Raw genomic sequence first — 21,305 nt, 5'->3', positions numbered from 1 at the left:
GGGCGTGACGAGACCGACTCGTCGCGCCCTTTTTGCTTTGCCCGCGCCTTGCCGATCGAAGCGCTTCGAGGATGTCTTGCTCCGCATCCGGCGGGCAGGACGGATCGGCCACAAGACCAGCGGAACCAACCGCTTGGCCGGAACAAATGAAGTAAGGAAAACACTCTATGGCCTCTACGGCTTTTCCGTCGCGCGACGATTTCGCCGCGATGCTCGACGAATCGCTGGGTGGTGCTGATGGCGGCTTTGAAGGCCGCGTCGTCAAGGGCACCGTGACCGCGATCGAAAATGACCTGGCAGTGATCGACATCGGCCTGAAGAGCGAAGGTCGCGTGCCGCTTCGCGAATTCGCGATGCCGGGCCAGAAGGCCGACCTCAATGTCGGCGACGAAGTCGAAGTCTATGTCGACCGCGTCGAAAACGCCAATGGCGAAACCATGCTGTCGCGCGACCGTGCTCGCCGCGAAGCCGCGTGGGACCGCCTCGAAGAAGAATTCAACAAGGAAGCCCGCGTCGAAGGCGTCATCTTCGGCCGCGTCAAGGGCGGCTTCACCGTCGACCTCGGCGGCGCCGTGGCGTTCCTTCCGGGTTCGCAGGTCGACATCCGCCCCGTGCGCGACGTCGGCCCGCTCATGGACCTGCCGCAGCCCTTCCAGATCCTCAAGATGGATCGCCGCCGCGGCAATATTGTCGTGTCGCGCCGCGCCATCCTCGAAGAAACGCGCGCCGAACAGCGTTCGGGCCTGATCCAGAACCTCGAAGAAGGCCAGATCATCGAAGGCGCGGTCAAGAACATCACCGATTATGGTGCGTTCGTCGACCTCGGCGGCATCGACGGCCTGCTCCATGTCACCGACATGAGCTACAAGCGCGTCAACCATCCGAGCGAAGTCATCAACATCGGTGACACCGTCCGCGTCCAGATCATCCGCATCAACCGCGACACGCAGCGCATCAGCCTCGGCATGAAGCAGCTCGAAAGCGATCCGTGGGAAGGCGTCGCCGCCAAATACCCGGTCGGCGCGAAGCTGTCGGGCACCGTCACCAACATCACCGATTACGGTGCGTTCGTCGAACTCGAGCCCGGCATCGAAGGCCTGGTCCACGTCAGCGAAATGTCGTGGGTCAAGAAGAACGTCCACCCCGGCAAGATCGTTTCGACCAGCCAGGAAGTCGACGTCATCGTCCTCGAAGTCGACAGCGACAAGCGCCGCATCTCGCTCGGCCTCAAGCAGGCCCAGTCGAACCCCTGGGGCGCCTTTGCCGAAGCCCACCCGGTCGGCTCGGTCGTCGAAGGCGAAGTCAAGAATGCGACCGAATTCGGTCTGTTCGTCGGCCTTCCGGGCGACGTCGACGGCATGGTCCACATGTCGGACATCGCGTGGGGCATCTCGGGCGAAGAAGCGCTGCATCTCCACCGCAAGGGCGAGGCCGTGCAGGTCGTCGTTCTCGACGTCGACGTCGAGAAGGAACGCATCAGCCTCGGCATCAAGCAGCTTGAAAAGGGCGCCCCGGCCGTTGGCGGCGGCGTTGCTGCGGCGGGTTCGCTGAAGAAAAACGACATCGTCACCGTCTCGGTCCTCGAAGTCCGCGACAACGGCCTCGAAGTGCAGGCCGGCGAAGATGGCGCCACCGGCTTCATCAAGCGCGCCGACCTTGGCCGCGACCGCGACGAACAGCGCGCCGAACGCTATCAGGTCGGCCAGAAGTTCGACGCGATGGTCATCGGTTTCGACCGTTCGAAAAAGCCGAACTTCTCGGTCAAGGCAATGCAGATCGCCGAAGAGAAGGAAGCCGTCGCACAGTACGGCTCGTCGGACTCGGGTGCATCGCTCGGCGACATCCTCGGCGAAGCGCTGAAGGCCGGCAAGAAGGACTGACCCTCCTTCCGCCACGAGGCAAAGAAAGGCCCGCAGAGTGTCCCTCTGCGGGCCTTTTTCTTGTCGTGATATATTTTTGACCGAACCGCGATTCGTGATACCTTCGCGGAGCGTTGGGAGGGGTCTCACGCACTAGGGGCCGGCAACGACCGGAACCCGCCTCGGCGGGAAATGCGTGGCTGTATATATTAGGGGAAGCACATGATCCGGTCAGAACTGGTTCAAAAGATCGCGAGCGAAAACAGCGATTTGCGACTCGAGGAAGTCGAGCGCATCGTCGACACTTTCTTCGACTCGATCGTCGACCAACTCGCGGCGGGCGGCCGCGTAGAACTCCGCGGCTTCGGCGCCTTCTCGACCCGCGCGCGCGAATCGCGTACCGGTCGCAATCCCCGCACCGGAGCCGCCGTCGATGTGAAGGCGAAGAATGTGCCCTATTTCAAACCGGGCAAGGAAATGCGCGAGCGCTTGAACAGCTGAGCCGACCATTTTCTCGTCATCCCGGCGAAGGCCGGGATCTCACCACAACCCTGGACGCTACGTCGAGATTCCGGCCTTCGCCGGAATGACACGCTGTTTGTGGTCGGCATTGCCTCAGTTCTTGAGCCGGTATCCGGTGCGGAACATCCAGAAAATCACGCCGAGGCACAGCGCCAGGAAAAGCGCGACCGCCCCCATGCTCACCTCGATCCCGACGTCGCCCTTGCCGAAGAAAGTCCAGCGGAACCCGCTGATCAGGTAGACGACAGGATTGAACAGCGTAATCGTCCGCCACGCCGCGGGCAGCATGTCGAGCGAATAGAAGGCGCCGCCCAGAAAGGTCAGCGGATAGACGACCAGCATCGGGATGACCTGAAGCTGTTCGAAGCTCTGCGCCCAGATGCCGATGATGAAGCCGAACAGGCAGAATGTCACCGCCATCAGGATCATGAAGGCGGCCATCAGCAGCGGATGCGCAACCTGCACGTCGACGAACAGGTGCGCGGTCGCGAAAATGATCGACCCGATCACGACCGACTTGGTCGCGGCGGCACCGACATAGGCGATCACCGTTTCCAGAGGCGACAGCGGCGCCGACAGCATCTCGTAGATCGTGCCCGTCCATTTGGGCATATAGATGCCGAACGACGCGTTGCTGATACTTTCGGTGAACATCGTCAGCATCATCAGTCCGGGGACGATGAAGGCACCATAGGGCACGTCGCTGACCTCGGCCATCCGGCTGCCGATCGCCGATCCGAAGACGACGAAATAGAGCGCCGTGGTGATCACCGGCAGCATCAGGCTGGTCCAGAAGGTGCGCCCGAATCGGGCCATTTCGAAAGCGTAGATCGCGCGCACGCCGCGCCAGTTCGCGGTCATGCGGCTTCTCCCTTCGTACCGTTCGATTCGTGAACCAGCCCGACGAAAATATCCTCGAGCGAGCTTTGCCTTGTATGCAGATCCTTGAACCCTACGCCGATGTCGGTCATCCGGCGTAGCAGCGACGGCACCCCGGTGGCCTCGGCTCGGCTGTCGAACTCATAGACCAGCTCATTGCCCTCGCCCGCAAGTTCGAGCTTCCATTGCGCCAGCTCGTCGGGAATCGCCGCGAGTGGTTCGGCGAGGTTGAGCGTCAGCGTCTTGCGCCCGAGCTTCTTGATCAACTCGTCCTTCTGCTCGACCAGAATCAGCCGCCCACCGGTGATCACCCCGACGCGGTCGGCCATTTCCTCGGCCTCCTCGATATAGTGGGTGGTGAGGATGATCGTGACCCCGCGCTCGCGCAAACCGCGCACCATGTTCCACATGTCGCGGCGCAGCTCGACATCGACGCCCGCGGTGGGTTCGTCGAGAAACAGGATTTCGGGTTCGTGGGAGAGCGCCTTGGCGATCATCACGCGGCGCTTCATCCCACCCGACAATTCCATAATCTTGGAATCGCGCTTGTCCCACAGCGACAGATCCTTGAGCAGTTGCTCGACGAACGCCGTGTCCTTGGGCCTACCGAACAATCCGCGCGAGAAGCTGACCGTCGCCATCACGCTTTCGAACGCATCGGTATGGAGCTCCTGCGGCACCAGCCCGATCATCGCGCGCGCGGCGCGATAGTCGCGGGCGTGATCATGTCCGCCGACGGTGACCGTCCCAGCGCTCGGCGTGACGATGCCGCAGACGATGCTGATCATAGTCGTCTTGCCCGCGCCGTTCGGCCCGAGCAGCGCAAAAATCTCGCCTTTGTTGATCGAAAGGTCGACATCGCTCAGCGCTTTGTGACCGCTTTTATATGTTTTTCCGAGGCCGGAAATCTGGAGAACCACTGTCATGCCATGCGTTTAGCCCAGCCGCCGCATCGCGTGAAGCGCCAAACATCGCTTGACCTCACCCGGCCCATCGGCTTGACCAAGCCCGGCGCGGACGTGGCGAAATCGGTAGACGCAGCAGACTTAAAATCTGCCGGCCTAGTGTCATGCGGGTTCAAGTCCCGCCGTCCGCACCATGTTTCACGCACGAGGCCTCATGCTGACAGCCAAATCCACGCTTCGCGGCAACAACGCCATTTCACGGCATCTGGCTGCCCTGATCGCCGCGTTGCTCGTCGCAGCCCCGGCCGCCGCGGCCGAAACCGACTGCGCGCAGGGCGCATATCGGCTTTCCGACGGCGGCGTCATCGACGTCGCCGCGGCAAGCGAGGGTGCGCTGCGCTGGCGCGGTCTCGACGGGGCGAGCGGCGAGTTGAAACGCGATGGCGATCGCTGGACCGGCACCGCCGGCTGGACGGGGCGCCCCGATGGGCTGACGGTCCGTTTCGACTGCGCGGCGAAAACGATGCAGTTCGGCGAGCGCAGCGGGCAACGGATCGCGCTCGAAACGCGCGAGACCAGCTTCACCAGCCACGGCACCCGCCTCGTCGGACGGCTGGTGATGCCGCCCGGCAACGGCCCCGTCCCGATCGTCGTGCTGCTCCACGGCGCGGAATTCGCATCGGCGCGCGATACCAATTCGCTGCAGCGCATGCTTCCCGCCGCGGGTGTCGGCGCCTTCGTCTATGATAAGCGCGGCACCGGCGCGTCGGGCGACAAATATACGCAGGTCTTCTCGCTGCTCGCCGACGACGCCGTCGCCGCGCTCGCCGAGACGTGGCGGATGGCGGGTGCGCGCGGGACGCGATTCGGTTTTCAGGGGCCGAGCCAGGGCGGCTGGATCGCACCACTCGCGGCGACGCGCACGCAGGTCGACTTCCTGATCGTCAGCTTCGGCCTCGCAGTGTCGGTTGCCGACGAGGATCGCGAAGCCATTGCGTTTCAGATGGGGCTCAAGGGCTACGGCGCCGACGTGATCACCAAGGCGCAGGAAATCGGCGCCGCGACGACCCGCATCTTCGCCAGCGGCATGACCGACGGGATCGAGGAGCTCGACGCGGTGCGCGCGCGCTATCGCGATGAGCCTTGGTACAAGGATGTTTACGGCAATTACACTCACCTCATCCTCGGGATGACCGCCGAAGAGATCAGGACCAAGGGGCAGGTCTATCGTTTCGGCACGCCCGTTCACTATGATCCGATGCCGACGCTCCGCGCGGTCCGCGTGCCGCAGCTCTGGGCGCTCGGCGGGCAGGATATCGACGCGCCGGCTGGTGAAACCGCGCGGCGGATCAAGGGACTGATCGCCGACGGGCAGCCGATCACCCTCGCCGTCTTTCCCGAGGCCGAACATGGCATGACCGAATTCGAGACCGCGCCTGACGGATCGCGCGTGTCGACCCGTTTCACGCCGGGCTATTTCCGGTTGCTGATCGACTATGCCAAGGGGGCGCCGCTCGCGTTCGCCTATGGCGATGCCGAAATAACGCGCCCGACAACGACGAAATGACATCTAAAGGTCGAGCTTTTCCAGCAACTTACGCCGCGGTCCGGATGACCGCTTCCGGTTTTACCGCTTATCATTATGATGCCTGCCATGCTGAACCAAGACGATCACCGGGCCAGAGGAAAGACTAGCCGCGGCCGCGATATCGGCCTCACCGCCCTGATCGCCTTGAGTCTTGCCAGCTGCGGCCTGTTCGGCGAGCGCGGCCCCGTGAAGGTCGCCGCGATCGGCACGCTCAACCTCGCCGCGACGCCGCTCTCCGGCGAATTGTCGGCCGCCAATGCCGCGCTACTCGACGCGACCTCTCAGGGGCTCGTCAGCTATGACGGCGAGGGCCAGATCGACACCGGCCTCGCCGACCGCTGGACCGTCACCACAGATGGGCGCAGCTATATTTTCCGCCTTCGTGAAGCCAAATGGACCAACGGGCGCAAGGTGACGGCCGAGGATGTCGCCGAGATCCTGCGCTCCTACCTCGCGCCTTCCAGCCGCCACATCCTAAAGGACGATTTTCCGGAGGTCGAGACGATCAAGGCGATGACCGATACCGTCATCGAAATCCGCCTCTCGGTGCCGCAACCCGCGATCCTTGAACTGCTCGCCCAGCCGTCGATGGCGATTGTCAACAAGGGCATGGGCTGGGGCCCGATGCGCGCGCGCAAGATGGGCAATGCAGTACGGCTCTCGCCCGTCCCCGACCCGCTCGCCGAGGATCCCGAGGCGGCCGAGGCCGCCGCGAACGACCCCGCCGCCGCGATCGAACTCGTCGGCACCTCGCCCGAAGGCGCGCTCGCGCGGTTCAAGAACGGCTATGCCGACGGCGTGATCGGCGGCCGCTTTTCGACCCTTCCCTATTTCGTCGCTTCGAACGTCGGCCGATCGCGCCTCGTCGTCGACCCCGTGCCCGGCCTATTCGGCCTGTCGTTCGTGCGCGCCGAGGGGTTCCTCGCTACCGACGTCAACCGCGACGCACTTGTTCGTGCGGTCCGGCGCGAGCGACTGATCGAGGCCTTTGGCCTCACCGAATGGCAGCCGCAGGTCACGCTGCGTCCCGCGCTCTACGCGCGCGATGGCGGCCCAGTGCCGCTGATCCCCGCCTGGGCCGAGTTCGACGAGGCCTCTCGCCTTGCGCAGGCGAAGCGCGTCGTCGATGCGTGGCGCGCCGCGGGGCGCGAGATCGACCCGCTGCGCGTCGCGGTTCCGGACACCCCGGGCGGGCGCATATTGTACGCCTATGTCGCCGCCGACTTCAAAGCGATTGGCGTGCCTAGCGAACGCGTCGCGATGGCATCGAAAGCCGACCTGCGCCTGATCGACGAGGTCGCGCCGAATGACGATCCGATCTGGGCGCTCCGCCGCCTGTCGTGCCGGCGCGACACGCTGTGCAATCGCGAAGCGCAGGACCTGATCGCGCTGGCGACCGCCAACATCGACATCGGGCAGCGCCGCCAGCAGATCAGCGACGCCGAGAAGGTGCTCGCGCGTTACGCGCCCTTCATTCCGATCGCGACGCCGCTGCGCTGGTCGGTCGCGTCGCAGCGCCTGACCCGGCTGCGCGCCAACGGCCGCGCGCAGCACCCATTGAATCATCTGATCGACTTACCTAACTAATACAGCGGCGCCGTAAGTCCGGGCGCCTTGGAAAGGACCCCGATGGCCCCTTCGCCCCCCAATCCCGATGCGATCTTCGACGCGCTGATCCAGAACCGCAACGATCCAGCCGCGCTACGCAAGCGGGTCGAAACGCTCGAAATCCTGCTCGAACGCAGCTTCATCATTCCGGGCATCAACCGTCCCGTCGGCCTAGATGCGATCGTCGGTCTCGTTCCTGTCGTCGGCGACGTGATCGCCGCAACGATGGGCGCCTATCTGATCTGGGAAGCGCGCAACCTCGGCATGCCGAAATGGAAGATCTGGCGCATGATCGGCAATCTTGGCGTCGATACCGCGCTCGGCGCTGTCCCGCTCGTCGGCGATGCGTTCGACTTTTTCTTCCGCTCAAATACGCGGAACCTCAAGATCATCAAGAAGCATCTCGACAAACATCATCCGGGCACGATCATCATCGATCAATAGCCCTTCCCCGTCTTCCCCCGGGGTGTGTAATGCTGCTAGCACAGCGCCACCATACCCCAGGGGAGACCATCGAATGATCCGCGCCAGCTTCGCCGCGCTTGCTCTCAGCTGTTCCTTCGCCGCCGTCGCGGCTGCCGCGCCGCAGGACGACGACCCGTACCTCTGGCTCGAGGATATCGAGGGCGCAAAGGCGCTGGACTGGGTCAAGAAGGAAAATGCGGCAACCGACAAGCTGATCGTCACGCGCCCCGGCTTCGAGGCCGATCGCAAGCGCGCGCGCGCCATCCTCGACGACGATCGCCAGATCGCCATGCCGGGCGAGGTGATGGGCGACATGATCACCAATTTCTGGCGCGACGCCAGCAATCCGCGCGGGCTGTGGCGGCAGAGCCCGCTCGACGCCTATCTGGCCGGCAAGCCCGTCTGGACGACGCTGATCGACGTCGATGCGCTCGGCAAGGCCGAGAAGCAGAGCTGGGTCTGGCACGGCGCCGACTGCCTCGCGCCCGACTATAAGCGCTGCCTCGTGTCGCTCAGCCCCGGCGGCACCGACGCCGACATCGTCCGTGAATGGGACCGCACGACGAAAAGCTTTGTCGAGGGCGGCTTCACCCTGCCCCAGGCGAAGAGCAGCGTGACGTGGGAGGATGCCGACACCCTGCTCGTTGCGACCGACTATGGCGAGGGCAGCATGACCGCGTCGGGTTATCCGCGTATCGTCAAGCGCTGGAGCCGCGGCACCCCGCTGTCGGCCGCGACGACCGTGGCCGAGGGCGAGCATGAGGATGTCGGGATGAACGTCTTCGCGCTTGTCGACGGCGACAAGCGCTGGCCGATGATCAGCCGTGGAAAGACCTTCTACACCGCGAACTATCTGCTGCCGAACATCGACGCTTCGCGCTATATTTCGACGATCATCCCCGATACCGCCAGCATCCGCGACATCGTCGACGGACAGCTCGTCATCTTCCTCAACCAGGATTGGGCGAATATCCCGGCTGGCTCGCTCGTCTCGCTCTCGATCGCGGACATGTCGGCCGATCGCAAGGTGCCGATCGTCACCGCGATGACCCCGACGAAGGCGCAGGCGATCGAAAATGTCGCCGCGACCGACAATATCCTGTGGGTCAAGGCGCTCGACGATGTCGAGGGCAAGTTCTTCGCCCTGCGCCGCGACCCCGCGACCGGCACATGGAGCCAGAAGGAGGTTCCGATCGCCGAGAAGGCAACCGTGAGCATTGCCGGCACGATCGGCAAACGCGACATCGTCCTCGCGACCGCCGAGACGATGCTGATGCCGCCGACGCTCTATTCGGTAGCCGAGGACGGCGCGCCGAAGCCGGTGCAAAGCCTGCCCGCGACCTTCGACGCGAAGGACATGCTGGTCGAAAAGCGGTTCGCGACGTCGAAGGACGGCACCAAAATCCCCTATTTCCTCGTCCGCAAGAAATCGGACAGCGAAGCGCCGGTCCCCGCTCTGATTCACGCCTATGGCGGCTTCCGCGCCGCGCAGACGCCGGGCTATCTCACCGGTCAGCCGTATCGCGCCGGCCCGCTCGGGCTGTTCTGGGTCGAGGACGGCAACGCCTATGTCCTCGCCAATATCCGCGGCGGCGGTGAATATGGTCCCGCGTGGCACCAGGCGGCGCTGCGCGAAAAGCGCCAGAACAGCTTCGACGACCTGCACGCGGTCGCCGAGGACCTCGTTAAGACCGGGGTCAGCGCCAAGGGCAAGATCGCGATCTCGGGCCGCTCGAACGGCGGCGTGCTCGTCGGCGCGGCGATGACGCAGCGCCCTGATCTTTACGGCGCGGTGATTTCGGGCTCGCCGATCAAGGACATGTGGCGGTACGACAAAATGCTCGCGGGCGCATCGTGGGTCGCCGAATATGGCGATCCCGACTTGCCCGGCGATTGGGCCTTCCTGTCGAAATATTCGCCCTATCACAACATCCGCAAGGGCGTGACTTATCCGCCGATCTTCCTCTACCTGTCGACCAAAGACGACCGCGTCCACCCCGGCCACGCGCGCAAATTTGCCGCGCGGCTGATGGAGAACGGCAACCGCGTCTATTATCACGAATATATCGAGGGCGGCCATTCGGTCGGCGCCGACCACGCCGAAGACGCGGTGCGCGCCGCGATGCTCCACGGCTTCCTGCAGCGTGAACTGGTGGAGAAGAAATAGGCCCTGTCGATCAGCGGATCTGCCTTTTCTCCAGCTTTCGCGCCAAGGTGCGCCGGTGCATCCCCAGCCGGCGCGCGGTCTCCGAGATATTGAACCCCGTTTCGACCAACACTTGATGGATATGTTCCCATTCGACGGTCTTGATCGAAGAGGGGCGCGCATCGAGCGGCGTTTCGGCATTGCCCTCCGACCGCTCGAACGCCGCCTCGATATCGTCGGTGTTCGACGGCTTGGCGAGATAATAGGAGGCGCCGAGCTTGATCGCCTCGACCGCGGTCGCGATGCTCGCAAAGCCGGTGAGCACGACGATCCGCATCGCCGGATCGAACGCGCGCAGCGTCTGCACGCACGCGAGCCCCGACGCGCCGCCGAGCTTGAGGTCGACCACCGCATAGCCCGGCCGGAACGTCGCGAGCAGCGCGTCCATCTCCTCGGGGCTGTGTGCGGCCTCTACCACATAGCCGCGCCGCTCGAACGAGCGTTTCAGCGTGCGGGCGAAGGCGTCGTCGTCCTCGACGATCAGCAATTGGCGCGGGTCGCCTGGGGCGTGGGTCATGCCTTGTCTCCACCGGGCGGGGCGAGCGCCGAAATCGGCAGGAATATCCGCACCAGCGCCCCGCCCGCATCACGATTGGCGACGCTGGCGCCGCCGCCGAGCTTGCGCAGCACATTGACGAGCAGGAACAACCCCAGCCCGCCGCCGGGCCGCCCCTTGGTCGATCGATAGGGCTGGCCGAAATTCTCGAGCATCTCGGGGCTGAAGCCCGGCCCCCGATCGGCGATCTCGATCACCAGCATGTCGCCGTCGCGCGACGTCGTGAAGCTTGTCCAGTCGGGCGACACCTCGGCCGCATTGTCGAGAACGTTGCCGATCACCTGCCGCAGCGCCGGGTCCGATACGATCGCGACGTCGGCGCCGAAGCGGTCGTTGAATTCGACCGTATCCGGACGGCGCACCGCACGCGTGTGCGCGACGATTTCGTTGAACGCCGCGCGGATCGTGGTGAGCCGCGGCGCTTCGCCGCGCGCCTCGCCCGCCGACATCAGGATGCCGCTGACGATCGTCTTGCAGCGTTGCACCGCCGCATCCATGTCGGTGAGGTCTTCCTGAAGCTCGCGGTCGTCCTTCAGTCGCGGCGCCGCCTGCCAGTCGCCGATCAGCACCGACAAAGGTCGACAGCGGCGTGCCGAGTTCGTGCGCCGCGCCCGACGCGAGCAGCCCCATGCGCACGATATGATCCTCCTCGGCCGCGCGCTGGCGACTGGCGGCGAGCGCGGCGTCGCTGTCGCGCAGATTGCGGCTGATCCGCGTGACGAAGGCGACGAGCAGCACGGCGATCAGCAGGAAGCAGACGAAGCTGCCCTGCAGATAAAGGCCCATCGGATCGTCCGCATAGGCGGGCGGCAGGACGAGCGGGGTCGGATCGACACGCAGCGCCGCAAGCGCTACCAATGCCGCGACAACGATCGCCCACGACGAGCGCGGCGTGAGCAGGATCGCGCCGATCACGATCTGGAGCAGGAAGAGCGAGGCGAAGGGATTGGCGAGCCCGCCGCTATGGTGAAGCTGCCAGCCGAGCGCCGCGACATCGAACAGCAGCGCCGCGGTGAGTTCGGCATTGGTCACGCCGCGGCCGCGACGCAGCAAGGCGGCGCTCGCAAAGTTGATCGCGATCAGCACGAGGATCGCCGCGAGCAAGGGCGCGCGCGGCAGCGAAATTCCCATCGGCCCGCTGACGATCCCGATCGTCGCGAGCTGCCCCCCGACCGCGAGCCAGCGCAACTGGATCAGCAGCGTCATGTTGCGGCGGCCCGCAGGAACTCTCGCGGGCGCCGCGGGCAGGATCGTCGGGTCGGTCATCATTCGCGAGTATGCCACAGTCGCCACGCAAAAAAGAGGCTGAGCGCAGCGAGCGCGAACCAGGTCAGTGCATAGACCATGTGATGGTCGCGAAAACGCACGACAGTCAGCCCGCCGACCGGGTAGCCGCCGGGGTTCGGCGCGGCGTCGGCATCGACGAAATAGGGCGCGGTCCTGCCGAGTCCCCTCGCCTTCGCTATTCCCGCCACGTCGCGCGAAAACCAGCGGTCAGCCGCCGGATCGTTCGACCGGAGGAAGGCACCGCCGGGCTCGGTCACGCGCAGGAGGCCGGTCACCGTCACCCGGCCCGCGACCTGGCCCACCGCCCGCGTCCTCGCATCACGCCGATCCTGGGGAACGAAGCCGCGATTGATCAGCAGCGTAAAATCCGGCGTTTCGAGCGGGGTGAGCACCCAATATCCCGCACCGCGCCCGGTCACCGCCTGCACTAACGTCTCGCGATCGTGACGGAACCTCCCCGATGCGGTGACGCGGCGATATGCATCATCCTTCGCATTGACCGCGTCCCACTGGCCGGGCTCCGGGGCCGCGACCGGCTCGGCATGAATGCGCGCGTTGACCGCCGCGATAAGCTCGTGCTTCCACGCGCGCCGTTCGACCTGCCAGACGCCCAGCGCTGCGAGGCCGATCGCCGCGATCAGCGCCGCCGCGGCAAAGGCCGCGCGGCGGGTGCGTGTCAAAGCACCTGACTCGTCGGTTCGTGCGGCATCGGCATCATATTGGTGTTGAGATGGTGCATCACCCACAGGGAGCCCGCCAGCATGATGACGACGACAATGATCGTGAAGACGAGCGAGGTCAACGACCAGCCGCCCTCGGCCTTCGGCGTCATGTGGAGGAAGAAGATCATGTGGACGACGATCTGCACCACCGCGAAGCCCATGATGATCGCGCCGGTCGCGCCGGGGCTCAGCGGCATCGTGATCACCAGCCAGAAGGGGACGGCGGTCAGAATCACCGACAGCAGGAAACCGATGACATAGTCGCGCATCGACGCGTGCGGCATCTCGATCTCGTGATGGCCGTCGGCGGTATGGTGGGTGCCGGTTTGGCTAGGATTGGGGCTCACCGCAGCACTCCCATCAGATAGACAAAGGTGAAGACGCCGATCCACACGACGTCGAGGAAGTGCCAGAACATCGAAAGGCACATCACGCGGCGCTTGTTCGCGGCGATCAGCCCGTGCTTCGACAGCTGGACCATGAGCGTCACCAGCCAGATAATGCCGAAGGTAACGTGCAGCCCGTGCGTGCCGACGAGGGTGAAGAAGCTCGACAGGAAGGCGCTGCGCTGCGGGCCCGCACCGATCTCGATCAGATGGTGGAATTCGTAAAGTTCGATCCCGAGGAACGCGAGCCCGAACAGGCCGGTGATCGCGAGCCAGAGCTGGACGCCCCTCACCTTGCCCTGCTGCATCTGCAGCACCGCAAAGCCATAGGTGATCGACGAGAAGAGCAGCATCGCGGTGTTGAGCGCGATCAGCTTCAGGTCGAACAAATCCTTCGGTGCCGGTCCCGCGGCATAGCTGCCGCCGAGCACCGCATAGCAGGCGAACAGGATCGCGAAGATGAGGCAGTCGCTCATCAGATAGATCCAGAAGCCCAGCATCGTGCTGTGCCCCTCGGGATGCGCATGCTCGTCGAGCTCGTAGAACTGGACGGGCTCGTTGGCAGTCATGGTCTTGGCACTCATCGGATCAGGCTCCGGCCGCCAGCTGGCGGGTCCGCGCTTCCTCGACCGCGGTGACCGTCGCCGCCGGAATGTCGAAATCGCGCTTGTAGTTGAAGGTGTGGATGATCGCGCCGGTCACCACCGCGACGAAACTCGCCGCGACGAGCCACCAGATGTGCCAGACGAGCGCGAAACCCATCACCAGGCAGATGCCCGACAGGATCATTCCCGCGCCGGTGTTCGACGGCATGTGGATATCGCGATAGCCATCGACCGGACGCCGATGCCCGCGCTTCTTCATGTCGTACCAGGCGTCGAGGTCGTGGATCACCGGCGTGAAGGCAAAGTTGTAATCCGGCGGCGGCGAGCTGGTCGCCCATTCGAGCGTGCGGCCGTCCCACGGATCGCCGCTTTCCTCGGCCAGCTCCTTGCGGCGCCAGATGCTCACTGCGAACTGCACCAGCATCGCGCCGATGCCCGCCGCGATGATCGCCGCGCCGACGCCCGCGATCACGAACCATATCTGGAGGCTTGGGTCGTCGAACACGCGCATACGCCGCGTCACGCCCATCAAGCCGAGGATATAGAGCGGCGTGAAGGCGACCCAGAAGCCGACGACCCAGCACCAGAAGCTGACCTTGCCCCAGAAGACGTCGAGCTTGAAGCCGAACGCCTTGGGCCACCAATAGTTGATCGCCGCGAACAGGCCGAACAACACGCCGCCGATGATGACATTATGGAAATGCGCGATCAGGAACAGCGAGTTGTGCAGCACGAAGTCGGCGGGCGGCACCGCCAGCAGCACCCCGGTCATGCCGCCGATGACGAAGGTCAGCATGAAGGCGATCGTCCACATCATCGGCAGTTCGAAGCGGATGCGGCCGCGATACATGGTGAACAGCCAGTTGAAGAGCTTCGCCCCGGTCGGGATCGAGATCACCATCGTCGTGATGCCGAAGAAGCTGTTGACGCTCGCGCCCGATCCCATGGTGAAGAAATGATGCAGCCACACGATGTACGACAGGATGGTGATACATACCGTCGCATAGACCATCGAGGTATAGCCGAAGAGCCTTTTGCCCGAGAAGGTCGAGGTGACTTCGGAGAAGACGCCGAACAATGGCAGCACGAGAATATAGACCTCGGGATGCCCCCAGATCCAGATCAGGTTCACATACATCATCGGCGATCCGCCGAGATCGTTGGTGAAGAAGTTGGTCCCGACATAGCGGTCGAGGCTGAGCAGGACGAGCGTCGCGGTCAGGATCGGGAAGGAAGCGACGATCAGGATGTTCGAGCAGAGCGAAGTCCAGGTGAAGACGGGCATCTTCATCAGCCCCATGCCCGGCGCGCGCAGCTTCAGGATCGTGACGATCAGGTTGATGCCTGACAGGGTGGTGCCGACGCCGGCTATCTGTAAGCCCCAGATATAATAGTCGACGCCGACATTCGGGCTGTAAGCGATTCCCGACAACGGCGGATAGGCCAGCCAGCCGGTCTGGGCATATTCGCCGACGAACAGCGAGATCATCGTCAGCACCGCGCCCGACGTCGTCATCCAGAAACTGAAATTGTTGAGGAAGGGGAAGCTGACGTCGCGCGCGCCGATCTGAAGCGGGACGATATAGTTCATGATCCCGGTAATGAACGGCATCGCGACGAAAAAGATCATGATCACGCCGTGCGCGGTGAACACCTGGTCGTAATGATGCGGGGTCAGATAGCCTTCGGACCCGCCGAACGCCATCGCCTGCTGCAGCCGCATCATGATCGCGTCGGCAAAGCCGCGCAGGAACATGATGAGGCCGAGGATCATGTACATGATCCCGATGCGCTTGTGGTCGACGGTCGTGAACCATTCCTTCCACAAATAACCCCAGAGGCGGAATTTGGTGATCAGGCCGAGCACCGCGATGCCGCCGAGAACGACGCCGATGAAAGTGACGACGAGGATCGGTTCGTGGAGCGGCAGCGCCTCGAGCGACAGCTTGCCGAGGATCGGACCGGTTTCGGGTGCGGGATGCGGGATGGTCATGTTGATCTCGGGCTTCGGTTCAGGACATCGGGCGGGCGGCGGGCGCGTTCAGCGCGGTGCGTTCGGGCTTGGCCGGGACGGGCAGCCCCTCCCCTTTCAGCATGTCCGGCGCCACCGGCTTCGCGTCGGGGCGGTCGTTCGACATCACCGGCGCGCTGCAATAGGCCGCGACATAGCGCATGCTCCAGCGCGCGACGTCGACGGTGCCGCGCGCGGCGAACTTGTCATATGTCACCTGCCGGACATTGCCGATGCCCGCGATCCCGGCGCCGCCCGCGGCGTCGACCGACATCATGTCGTGCATGCACATCTTGCCGGGCTCGACGCACATGTTGACGACCGCGTCGAACAGCTGCGGATCGCTCGCGGCAAAGCGGCGGACGGGCTCCTTGTGCGTCGGCTTTTCGAGTTCCAGATAGATATTGCGGCTGAGATCGCCTTCGGCCGAAGCCTTCGTCGCCGCGACCCATTTTTCGAACTCGCCCGCGGGCAGGCTCTTCACCGCGAAGCGCATGTTCGAAAAGCCCCAGCCCGAATAATTGGCCGAAAAGCCTTCATATTCGCCGGTCTTGTCGAAGACGCCGTGCAGCTTGGTTTCCATGCCCGGCATCGCGTAAATCTGCCCCGCGAGCGCGGGCACGTAAAAGCTGTTCATCACCGACGAAGAGGAAATGCGGAACCGCACCGGCCGGTTCACCGGCAAGGCCAGCTCGTTCACCGTCGCGACGCCCTGTTCGGGGTAGATGAATAGCCATTTCCAGTCGAGCGCGACGACCTGCACGTCGAGCGGCTTCACCTCGGCCGCCACCGGCTGCCCCGGCGCCGTGCGTGCGAGCGGACGATAGGGGTCGAGCAAATGCGTTGCGACCCACGTCACTGCGCCCAGGCAGATGATGATCAAGAGCGGCGCCGACCAGATAACGAGTTCGAGCTGGGTCGAATGGTCCCAGTCGGGCTTGTAGGTCGCCTCCTTGTTCGACGCGCGATATTTCCACGCGAAGAAGATCGTCAGCGCCATCACCGGCACGATGATGACCAGCATCAGCACCGTCGACAGGACGATCAGATCGCCCTGCTGGCGCGCGACGTCGCCGGCGGGATCGAGCACGATCAGTCCGCAGCCCGACAGAAGAGGCAGCGCGGCGAGCAGCGGCACGAGCCGCAATCGGGCGGGAAAACGGGGGAGATTGCTTGGCATGATGCGCGCCTAGGCCTCCTTTGTTGCACTGCACATAGGACATTTTGTCCAATCCCGCGACCGCTCATCATCGCGCAGGGGCATTTTCATTCCGGGCGATTTTGCCCTATGACCGACTCGTGCCGCCGCATCTTGCGCAAGCGACGGCGCCAGCTCAAGGATTGTTACCATGGCTGCCGATACCGTCCCCACCACCGAGGCCGAACGCGACGCCCGCGCCCTCCACGGCGCCGACAAAGACGGCGGCAGCCACCGTATCGATCCCGCCGAGATCGCGATCGGCGTTATCATCGGGCGGACGTCGGAGTTCTTCGACTTCTTCGTCTATGCGATCGCGTCGGTGCTGGTGTTCCCGAAGCTCGTCTTCCCGCATCTCGACCCGCTGACGGGCACGCTCTGGTCGTTCGCGATCTTCGCCCTCGCCTTCGTTTCGCGCCCCGTCGGCACGATCATCTTCACCGCGATCGACCGCGCCTATGGCCGCGGCGCCAAGCTCACCATCGCGCTCTTCCTGCTCGGCGGATCGACCGCCGCCATCGCCTTCCTGCCCGGATATGAATCGATCGGCATCGGCGCCGCGCTGCTGCTCGCGCTGTTCCGCATGGGCCAGGGCGTCGCGCTCGGCGGATCGTGGGACGGCCTCGCCTCGCTGCTCGCGATCAACGCCCCCGAAAACCGCCGCGGCTGGTATGCGATGATCCCGCAGCTCGGCGCGCCGCTCGGCCTCATCGTCGCCAGCCTGCTCTTCATGTTCCTGATCGCCGCGCTTCCGGCCGAGGATTTCCTGGCGTGGGGCTGGCGCTATCCCTTCTTCGTCGCCTTCGCGATCAACGTCGTCGCGCTGTTCGCGCGGCTGCGCATCGTCGTAACCCCCGAATATGCCGAGCTGTTCGAAAATCGCGCGCTCGAACCCGCGCCCCTGCTCGAAACGCTGCGGTCGGAATGGAAGACGATCGTCATCGGCACCTTCGCGCCGCTCGCCAGCTTCGCGATGTTCCACATGGTCACCGTCTACCCGCTGTCGTGGGTCTTCCTGTTCACCGACGAAAGCCCGGTGCGCTTCCTGGTAATCGAAGCGATCGCCGCGGTCGTCGGCATCGGATCGATCGTCGCGTCAGGCATCCTCGCCGACCGCGTCGGCCGCCGCACGCTTCTTGCCGTCACCGCCGCCGCCATCGCGGCGTTCAGCGGCTTCGCCCCGCAACTGCTCGACGCGGGCGAATTCGGCGAAGCGGCGTTCATGATCCTCGGCTTCGCGCTTCTCGGCCTGTCGTTCGGCCAGTCGTCGGGCGCGCTCTCGTCGAATTTCCAACCGCGCCACCGCTATACCGGATCGGCTTTCACCTCCGATCTCGCCTGGCTGTTCGGCGCCGGTTTCGCGCCGATGGTCGCGCTCTGGCTGTCGAGCCAGTTCGGGCTGATCGCGGCGGGCGGCTACCTGCTGTCGGGCGCGATCGGTACGCTCGTCGCGCTGTGGCTCAACCGCGAACTGGCGAGCACGATTGACTGATCGACGCGATCGAACCGGGATCGGCCGCCGGTCCCGCGCCGGCTTCGCCTAGGAGCAGGCCTTGCGGCATCTGGCCCGGTTCGATCTCAACCTGCTGCGCATTTTTGACGCGATCTTCGCCAAGGACGGCGTGTCGGCCGCGGCGCGTCATCTCAACCTGTCGCAGCCGGCGATCAGCCACGCACTCGCGCGGCTGCGCACGCAGTTCGACGATCCACTCTTCGTGCGGCAGGGCAATCGCCTCGTCCCGACCTCCGCCGCGCGCGCCATCGCGGGGCCGGTGCGCGAAGCGCTGCGCGGGCTCGACGCCGCGCTCGATGCGGCGACCGCGTTCGATCCCACGCAAACGGCGCGCGAGTTCCGAATCGGGGTTCGGCTCTCGGGCGAGATGCCGCGTTTTTCCTCGCTGGTCGCGCGCGTGCGCGCCGAGGCGCCGCATGCCGCGCTCGCCAGCGTCACCTTCCGGCGCCGCGAGCTCGTCACGATGCTCGCGAACGGCGATCTTGACCTTGCGCTCGATGTCGCGTTGCCCGCCGATGGCCAGCTGTGCCGCCACTATCTCGGCGCCGAGAAGATCGTCGTCGTCGCGCGCAAGGGGCACCCGTGCGTCGACGGTGCAATCGACCTCGACACCTATCTGGCGCTCGACCATATCATCGCGACGGCGCGTCCCTATGGCCCCGGGATCGAGGATATGACGCTCGACCGCATGGGCCTCGCGCGGCGCGTCGCCGTCCGCTGCCAGCACGCCATCACCGCATGGCAGATCGTCGCCGCGTCCGACATGCTCTTTGCGCTCCCCAAATCGCACGCCGCGGTGCTCGACGCGATGTGGCCGATGCAACTTCTCGACCTGCCGCTGCCCGTCGAACCCGGCGGCAGCTATCTCTATTGGCATCAGGCGGCTCAGGCCGATCCCGGGCTCGGTTGGCTGCGTGCGATCATCGTCGATGAGTTGGGCAAACCGGCATAGCATCTATTCGGCCGGTGAATATAGATTATTCAATCCTATCATTATCCTTGATGGCATAGCGCCGCTACCTTCTCCGGCGAAAACCTGCTGGAGACGCAAATGACCGAAATCGAACTTCAGGCCGAACTCAACGACCTGCGCATGTCGAAGGAAGCGCAGCCGCTCTTCGACGCGGTGAAACGCCACATCGCCGACAATGTCGATCCGATTACCGAAGAGTTCTTCCGGCTCGGCGAAGGCCGCGCCGACCGCTGGAGCTGGGCACCGGGACAACTCGAACTGCTCGAGGGCGCGAAAAACAAGGCGAAGGCCGCGGGCCTGTGGAATTTCTTCCTGCCGCACGGCGACACCGGAACCCCGCTCACCAATCTCGACTATGCCTATATCGCCGCCGAACTCGGCAAGTCGCCGCTCGCCTCCGAATCGCTGAACTGCTCGGCGCCCGATACGGGCAATATGGAAGTGCTCGAAATGGTCGGCACCCCCGAACAGAAGGAGCGCTGGCTCAAACCCCTTCTGAACGGCGAAATCCGCTCGGCCTATGTGATGACCGAACCCGGCGTCGCGTCGTCCGACGCAAGCAACCTTGAAACCAGCGCGGTGCTCGACGGCGATGAATGGGTGATCAACGGCGAGAAATATTTCATCAGCGGCGCGGGCGATCCGCGCTGCAAGATACTGATCTGCATGCTCAAGACCAACCCCGAGGCGTCACGCAAGGGCCAGCATTCGCAGATACTGGTGCCGATGGACACACCGGGCGTGCAGGTGCTGGGGCCGATGCGCGTGTTCGGTGCCGACCATGCGCCGCAGGGGCATATGCACATGCGCTTCGACAATGTCCGCGTCCCGCGCGAGAATATCCTGCTCGGCGAAGGAAGGGGCTTCGAGATTTCGCAGATGCGCCTAGGCCCGGGCCGCATCCACCATTGCATGCGCACGATCGGCAAGGCGGAAGTCGCGCTCGACCTGATGGTGAAGCGCGGCAATTCCCGCACCGCTTTTGGCCGCCCGCTGTCGCAGCTCGGCAAGAATCTGGAGGTGATCGCCCGCGCGCGCGTCGAGATCGAGGCGATGCGGCTGATCGTATTGAAGGCCGCAAAGGCGATGGACCTCCTCGGCAACCGCGAAGCGCGCGTCTGGGTCAGCATGGCGAAAGCGATGGTCCCCGAGCGCGCCTGCCAGATCATCGACCAAGCGATCCAGATCCACGGCGCCACCGGCATCTCGCACTGGACGCCGCTCGCCGAGCTCTACGCCGACGTTCGCCACCTGCGCTTCGCTGACGGGCCGGACGAGGTTCATTATATGGTGGTCGGCCGCGACGAGCTCGGACGCCACTGACGATGCGGGCGGGCGGCGGTTGCCGTCCGCCCGATTACCGTCTGTCAGCTATCGCCTTCCCCCAGCATATAATCGGCCACGCTATAGGCGTGGCTGGCCTGATAGGCGTTCCTGCCGCGGTTCATGTGGGTCAGATTGAATCGCCGGACGGCGCGTAGCACGCGCGGGTCCGCGAGGAAGTCGCGGATGGAAGCGGCGCCGCGTATCTTGACGATGAAGATGTCCGAGCCGGCCGGAAAGGAATAGCTCAAATCTTGGGGTGTCCGCACGCTCTGCTCGAGAAAAGCCCGGTCGATCGCCTCCGGCGCGAGCGAACCGTCGGCGGCGAAATCCGAAAGATGGACAATGAACCGGGCGCGGAGATCGTCGCCGTCGCCGTAGAGGGTGAACAGCTCCATCCAGCTCGCATTGACGCGGACCAACGGCTTGTCCGAGGTCGATGGCAGGCAGGAAACCGACCAATAATATCGCTCTGTCGTGCGCGGCATGGGAAGGCAGGTCCGGCCGTAGAGCTCCAGAATCCCGAAAAGCTCGGTCGCCTGCGGCCGGCGAAGCAGCTTCTGAAAGCGCGGTGCATATTTTATCCGCTGTTCGATCGCATCCATCCGCTCGCCGACATCGGCCACTTCTGCCCGCCCCTCCAGCCACGCGTCCTGCTGATCGGGATCCATAAATTGACGCAGCCCCTTTGGGCGTTGG

20 protein-coding genes and 1 tRNA gene are annotated in these 21,305 nt (G+C 64.5%); 11 read left to right on the top strand and 10 right to left on the bottom strand.

What is annotated here, in order from left to right; translation table 11 throughout:
* Positions 1 to 167 precede the first annotated feature (167 nt).
* Positions 168 to 1,880, top strand: a complete 1,713-nt coding sequence (gene rpsA / locus E5675_RS08545) for a 30S ribosomal protein S1 (protein WP_136174146.1) — start codon at positions 168 to 170, stop codon at positions 1,878 to 1,880.
* Positions 1,881 to 2,081: 201 nt separating this feature from the next.
* Positions 2,082 to 2,360 carry an integration host factor subunit beta gene (locus E5675_RS08540; protein WP_136174145.1) on the top strand — a complete coding sequence of 93 codons (279 nt, stop codon included), beginning with the start codon at positions 2,082 to 2,084 and terminating at the stop codon, positions 2,358 to 2,360.
* 114 nt (positions 2,361 to 2,474) lie between these two features.
* Here the strand turns inward: E5675_RS08540 and E5675_RS08535 are convergent, their stop codons facing one another.
* Together E5675_RS08535 and E5675_RS08530 are read right to left on the bottom strand one after the other, a co-directional pair.
* A complete protein-coding gene (locus E5675_RS08535) occupies positions 2,475 to 3,242 on the bottom strand; it encodes an ABC transporter permease (protein WP_136174144.1) in 768 nt (255 codons plus the stop codon).
* Entirely contained in the window at positions 3,239 to 4,186 is a 948-nt protein-coding gene (locus tag E5675_RS08530) for an ABC transporter ATP-binding protein (protein ID WP_136174143.1), read from the bottom strand. The genes E5675_RS08535 and E5675_RS08530 overlap by 4 nt, the downstream gene beginning before the upstream one ends.
* 87 nt (positions 4,187 to 4,273) lie before the next feature.
* On the opposite strand from E5675_RS08530, the gene E5675_RS08525 reads away from it, so the two are divergent.
* The 5 genes from E5675_RS08525 (at position 4,274) to E5675_RS08505 (ending at position 9,993) form a co-directional block, all read left to right on the top strand.
* Positions 4,274 to 4,359 (top strand) — tRNA-Leu (locus E5675_RS08525).
* 20 nt (positions 4,360 to 4,379) lie between these two features.
* Complete coding sequence (locus E5675_RS08520) at positions 4,380 to 5,732, top strand: alpha/beta hydrolase (protein WP_210727628.1); 1,353 nt, start codon at positions 4,380 to 4,382, stop codon at positions 5,730 to 5,732.
* An 87-nt stretch (positions 5,733 to 5,819) separates the two neighbouring features.
* On the top strand, positions 5,820 to 7,340 hold the full coding sequence (locus E5675_RS08515) for an ABC transporter substrate-binding protein (RefSeq protein WP_136174142.1): 1,521 nt from the start codon (positions 5,820 to 5,822) through the stop codon (positions 7,338 to 7,340).
* 42 nt (positions 7,341 to 7,382) lie between these two features.
* Positions 7,383 to 7,805, top strand: a complete 423-nt coding sequence (locus tag E5675_RS08510; protein ID WP_136174141.1) for a DUF4112 domain-containing protein — start codon at positions 7,383 to 7,385, stop codon at positions 7,803 to 7,805.
* 73 nt (positions 7,806 to 7,878) lie between these two features.
* A complete protein-coding gene (locus tag E5675_RS08505) occupies positions 7,879 to 9,993 on the top strand; it encodes a prolyl oligopeptidase family serine peptidase (protein WP_136174140.1) in 2,115 nt (704 codons plus the stop codon).
* A gap of 10 nt (positions 9,994 to 10,003) precedes the next feature.
* On the opposite strand, the gene E5675_RS08500 is transcribed toward E5675_RS08505, so the two are convergent.
* The gene (locus E5675_RS08500; RefSeq protein ID WP_136174139.1) at positions 10,004 to 10,549 is read right to left on the bottom strand and encodes a response regulator transcription factor; all 546 of its coding nucleotides are present in this window, start codon (positions 10,547 to 10,549) and stop codon (positions 10,004 to 10,006) included.
* Positions 10,546 to 11,157: a HAMP domain-containing sensor histidine kinase gene (locus E5675_RS21970; protein WP_348769829.1), complete on the bottom strand. Its 612-nt coding sequence runs from the start codon at positions 11,155 to 11,157 to the stop codon at positions 10,546 to 10,548. The genes E5675_RS08500 and E5675_RS21970 overlap by 4 nt, the downstream gene beginning before the upstream one ends.
* 70 nt (positions 11,158 to 11,227) lie before the next feature.
* Here E5675_RS21970 and E5675_RS21965 point away from each other — a divergent pair, with 70 nt between their 5' ends.
* Entirely contained in the window at positions 11,228 to 11,929 is a 702-nt protein-coding gene (locus E5675_RS21965; RefSeq protein WP_348769827.1) for a hypothetical protein, read from the top strand.
* On the opposite strand, the gene E5675_RS08490 is transcribed toward E5675_RS21965, so the two are convergent.
* The 5 genes from E5675_RS08490 to cyoA are packed head-to-tail and all read right to left on the bottom strand — an operon-like array spanning position 11,854 to position 16,779.
* Positions 11,854 to 12,555 carry an SURF1 family protein gene (locus E5675_RS08490; RefSeq protein ID WP_136174138.1) on the bottom strand — a complete coding sequence of 234 codons (702 nt, stop codon included), beginning with the start codon at positions 12,553 to 12,555 and terminating at the stop codon, positions 11,854 to 11,856. The two genes, E5675_RS21965 and E5675_RS08490, sit on opposite strands and share 76 nt — an antisense overlap.
* Positions 12,552 to 12,881 carry a cytochrome o ubiquinol oxidase subunit IV gene (gene cyoD, locus E5675_RS08485; RefSeq protein WP_136176393.1) on the bottom strand — a complete coding sequence of 110 codons (330 nt, stop codon included), beginning with the start codon at positions 12,879 to 12,881 and terminating at the stop codon, positions 12,552 to 12,554. The genes E5675_RS08490 and cyoD overlap by 4 nt, the downstream gene beginning before the upstream one ends.
* Before the next feature lie 59 nt (positions 12,882 to 12,940).
* Positions 12,941 to 13,567: a cytochrome o ubiquinol oxidase subunit III gene (gene cyoC / locus E5675_RS08480; protein ID WP_136174137.1), complete on the bottom strand. Its 627-nt coding sequence runs from the start codon at positions 13,565 to 13,567 to the stop codon at positions 12,941 to 12,943.
* 4 nt (positions 13,568 to 13,571) lie between these two features.
* The gene (gene cyoB, locus E5675_RS08475) at positions 13,572 to 15,581 is read right to left on the bottom strand and encodes a cytochrome o ubiquinol oxidase subunit I (protein ID WP_136174136.1); all 2,010 of its coding nucleotides are present in this window, start codon (positions 15,579 to 15,581) and stop codon (positions 13,572 to 13,574) included.
* 19 nt (positions 15,582 to 15,600) lie between these two features.
* Complete coding sequence (gene cyoA, locus E5675_RS08470) at positions 15,601 to 16,779, bottom strand: ubiquinol oxidase subunit II (RefSeq protein WP_136174135.1); 1,179 nt, start codon at positions 16,777 to 16,779, stop codon at positions 15,601 to 15,603.
* A gap of 169 nt (positions 16,780 to 16,948) precedes the next feature.
* Here cyoA and E5675_RS08465 point away from each other — a divergent pair, with 169 nt between their 5' ends.
* The 3 genes from E5675_RS08465 to E5675_RS08455 all read left to right on the top strand — a co-directional run bounded on the left by E5675_RS08465 (position 16,949) and on the right by E5675_RS08455 (position 20,606).
* Complete coding sequence (locus tag E5675_RS08465; RefSeq protein WP_136174134.1) at positions 16,949 to 18,289, top strand: MFS transporter; 1,341 nt, start codon at positions 16,949 to 16,951, stop codon at positions 18,287 to 18,289.
* A gap of 61 nt (positions 18,290 to 18,350) precedes the next feature.
* Complete coding sequence (locus tag E5675_RS08460; protein ID WP_136174133.1) at positions 18,351 to 19,262, top strand: LysR family transcriptional regulator; 912 nt, start codon at positions 18,351 to 18,353, stop codon at positions 19,260 to 19,262.
* 99 nt (positions 19,263 to 19,361) lie between these two features.
* The gene (locus E5675_RS08455; protein ID WP_136174132.1) at positions 19,362 to 20,606 is read left to right on the top strand and encodes an acyl-CoA dehydrogenase family protein; all 1,245 of its coding nucleotides are present in this window, start codon (positions 19,362 to 19,364) and stop codon (positions 20,604 to 20,606) included.
* A 44-nt stretch (positions 20,607 to 20,650) separates the two neighbouring features.
* Here E5675_RS08455 and E5675_RS08450 read toward each other — a convergent pair whose 3' ends face one another.
* On the bottom strand, positions 20,651 to 21,277 hold the full coding sequence (locus E5675_RS08450; protein WP_210727627.1) for a hypothetical protein: 627 nt from the start codon (positions 21,275 to 21,277) through the stop codon (positions 20,651 to 20,653).
* Positions 21,278 to 21,305: the final 28 nt, after the last annotated feature.

The sequence above is a fragment of the Sphingopyxis sp. PAMC25046 genome (assembly GCF_004795895.1).
Taxonomy (GTDB): domain Bacteria; phylum Pseudomonadota; class Alphaproteobacteria; order Sphingomonadales; family Sphingomonadaceae; genus Sphingopyxis.
Note: the sequence above shows the minus strand (reverse complement) of the source record. Positions and strands in the feature narration are given on the sequence as shown.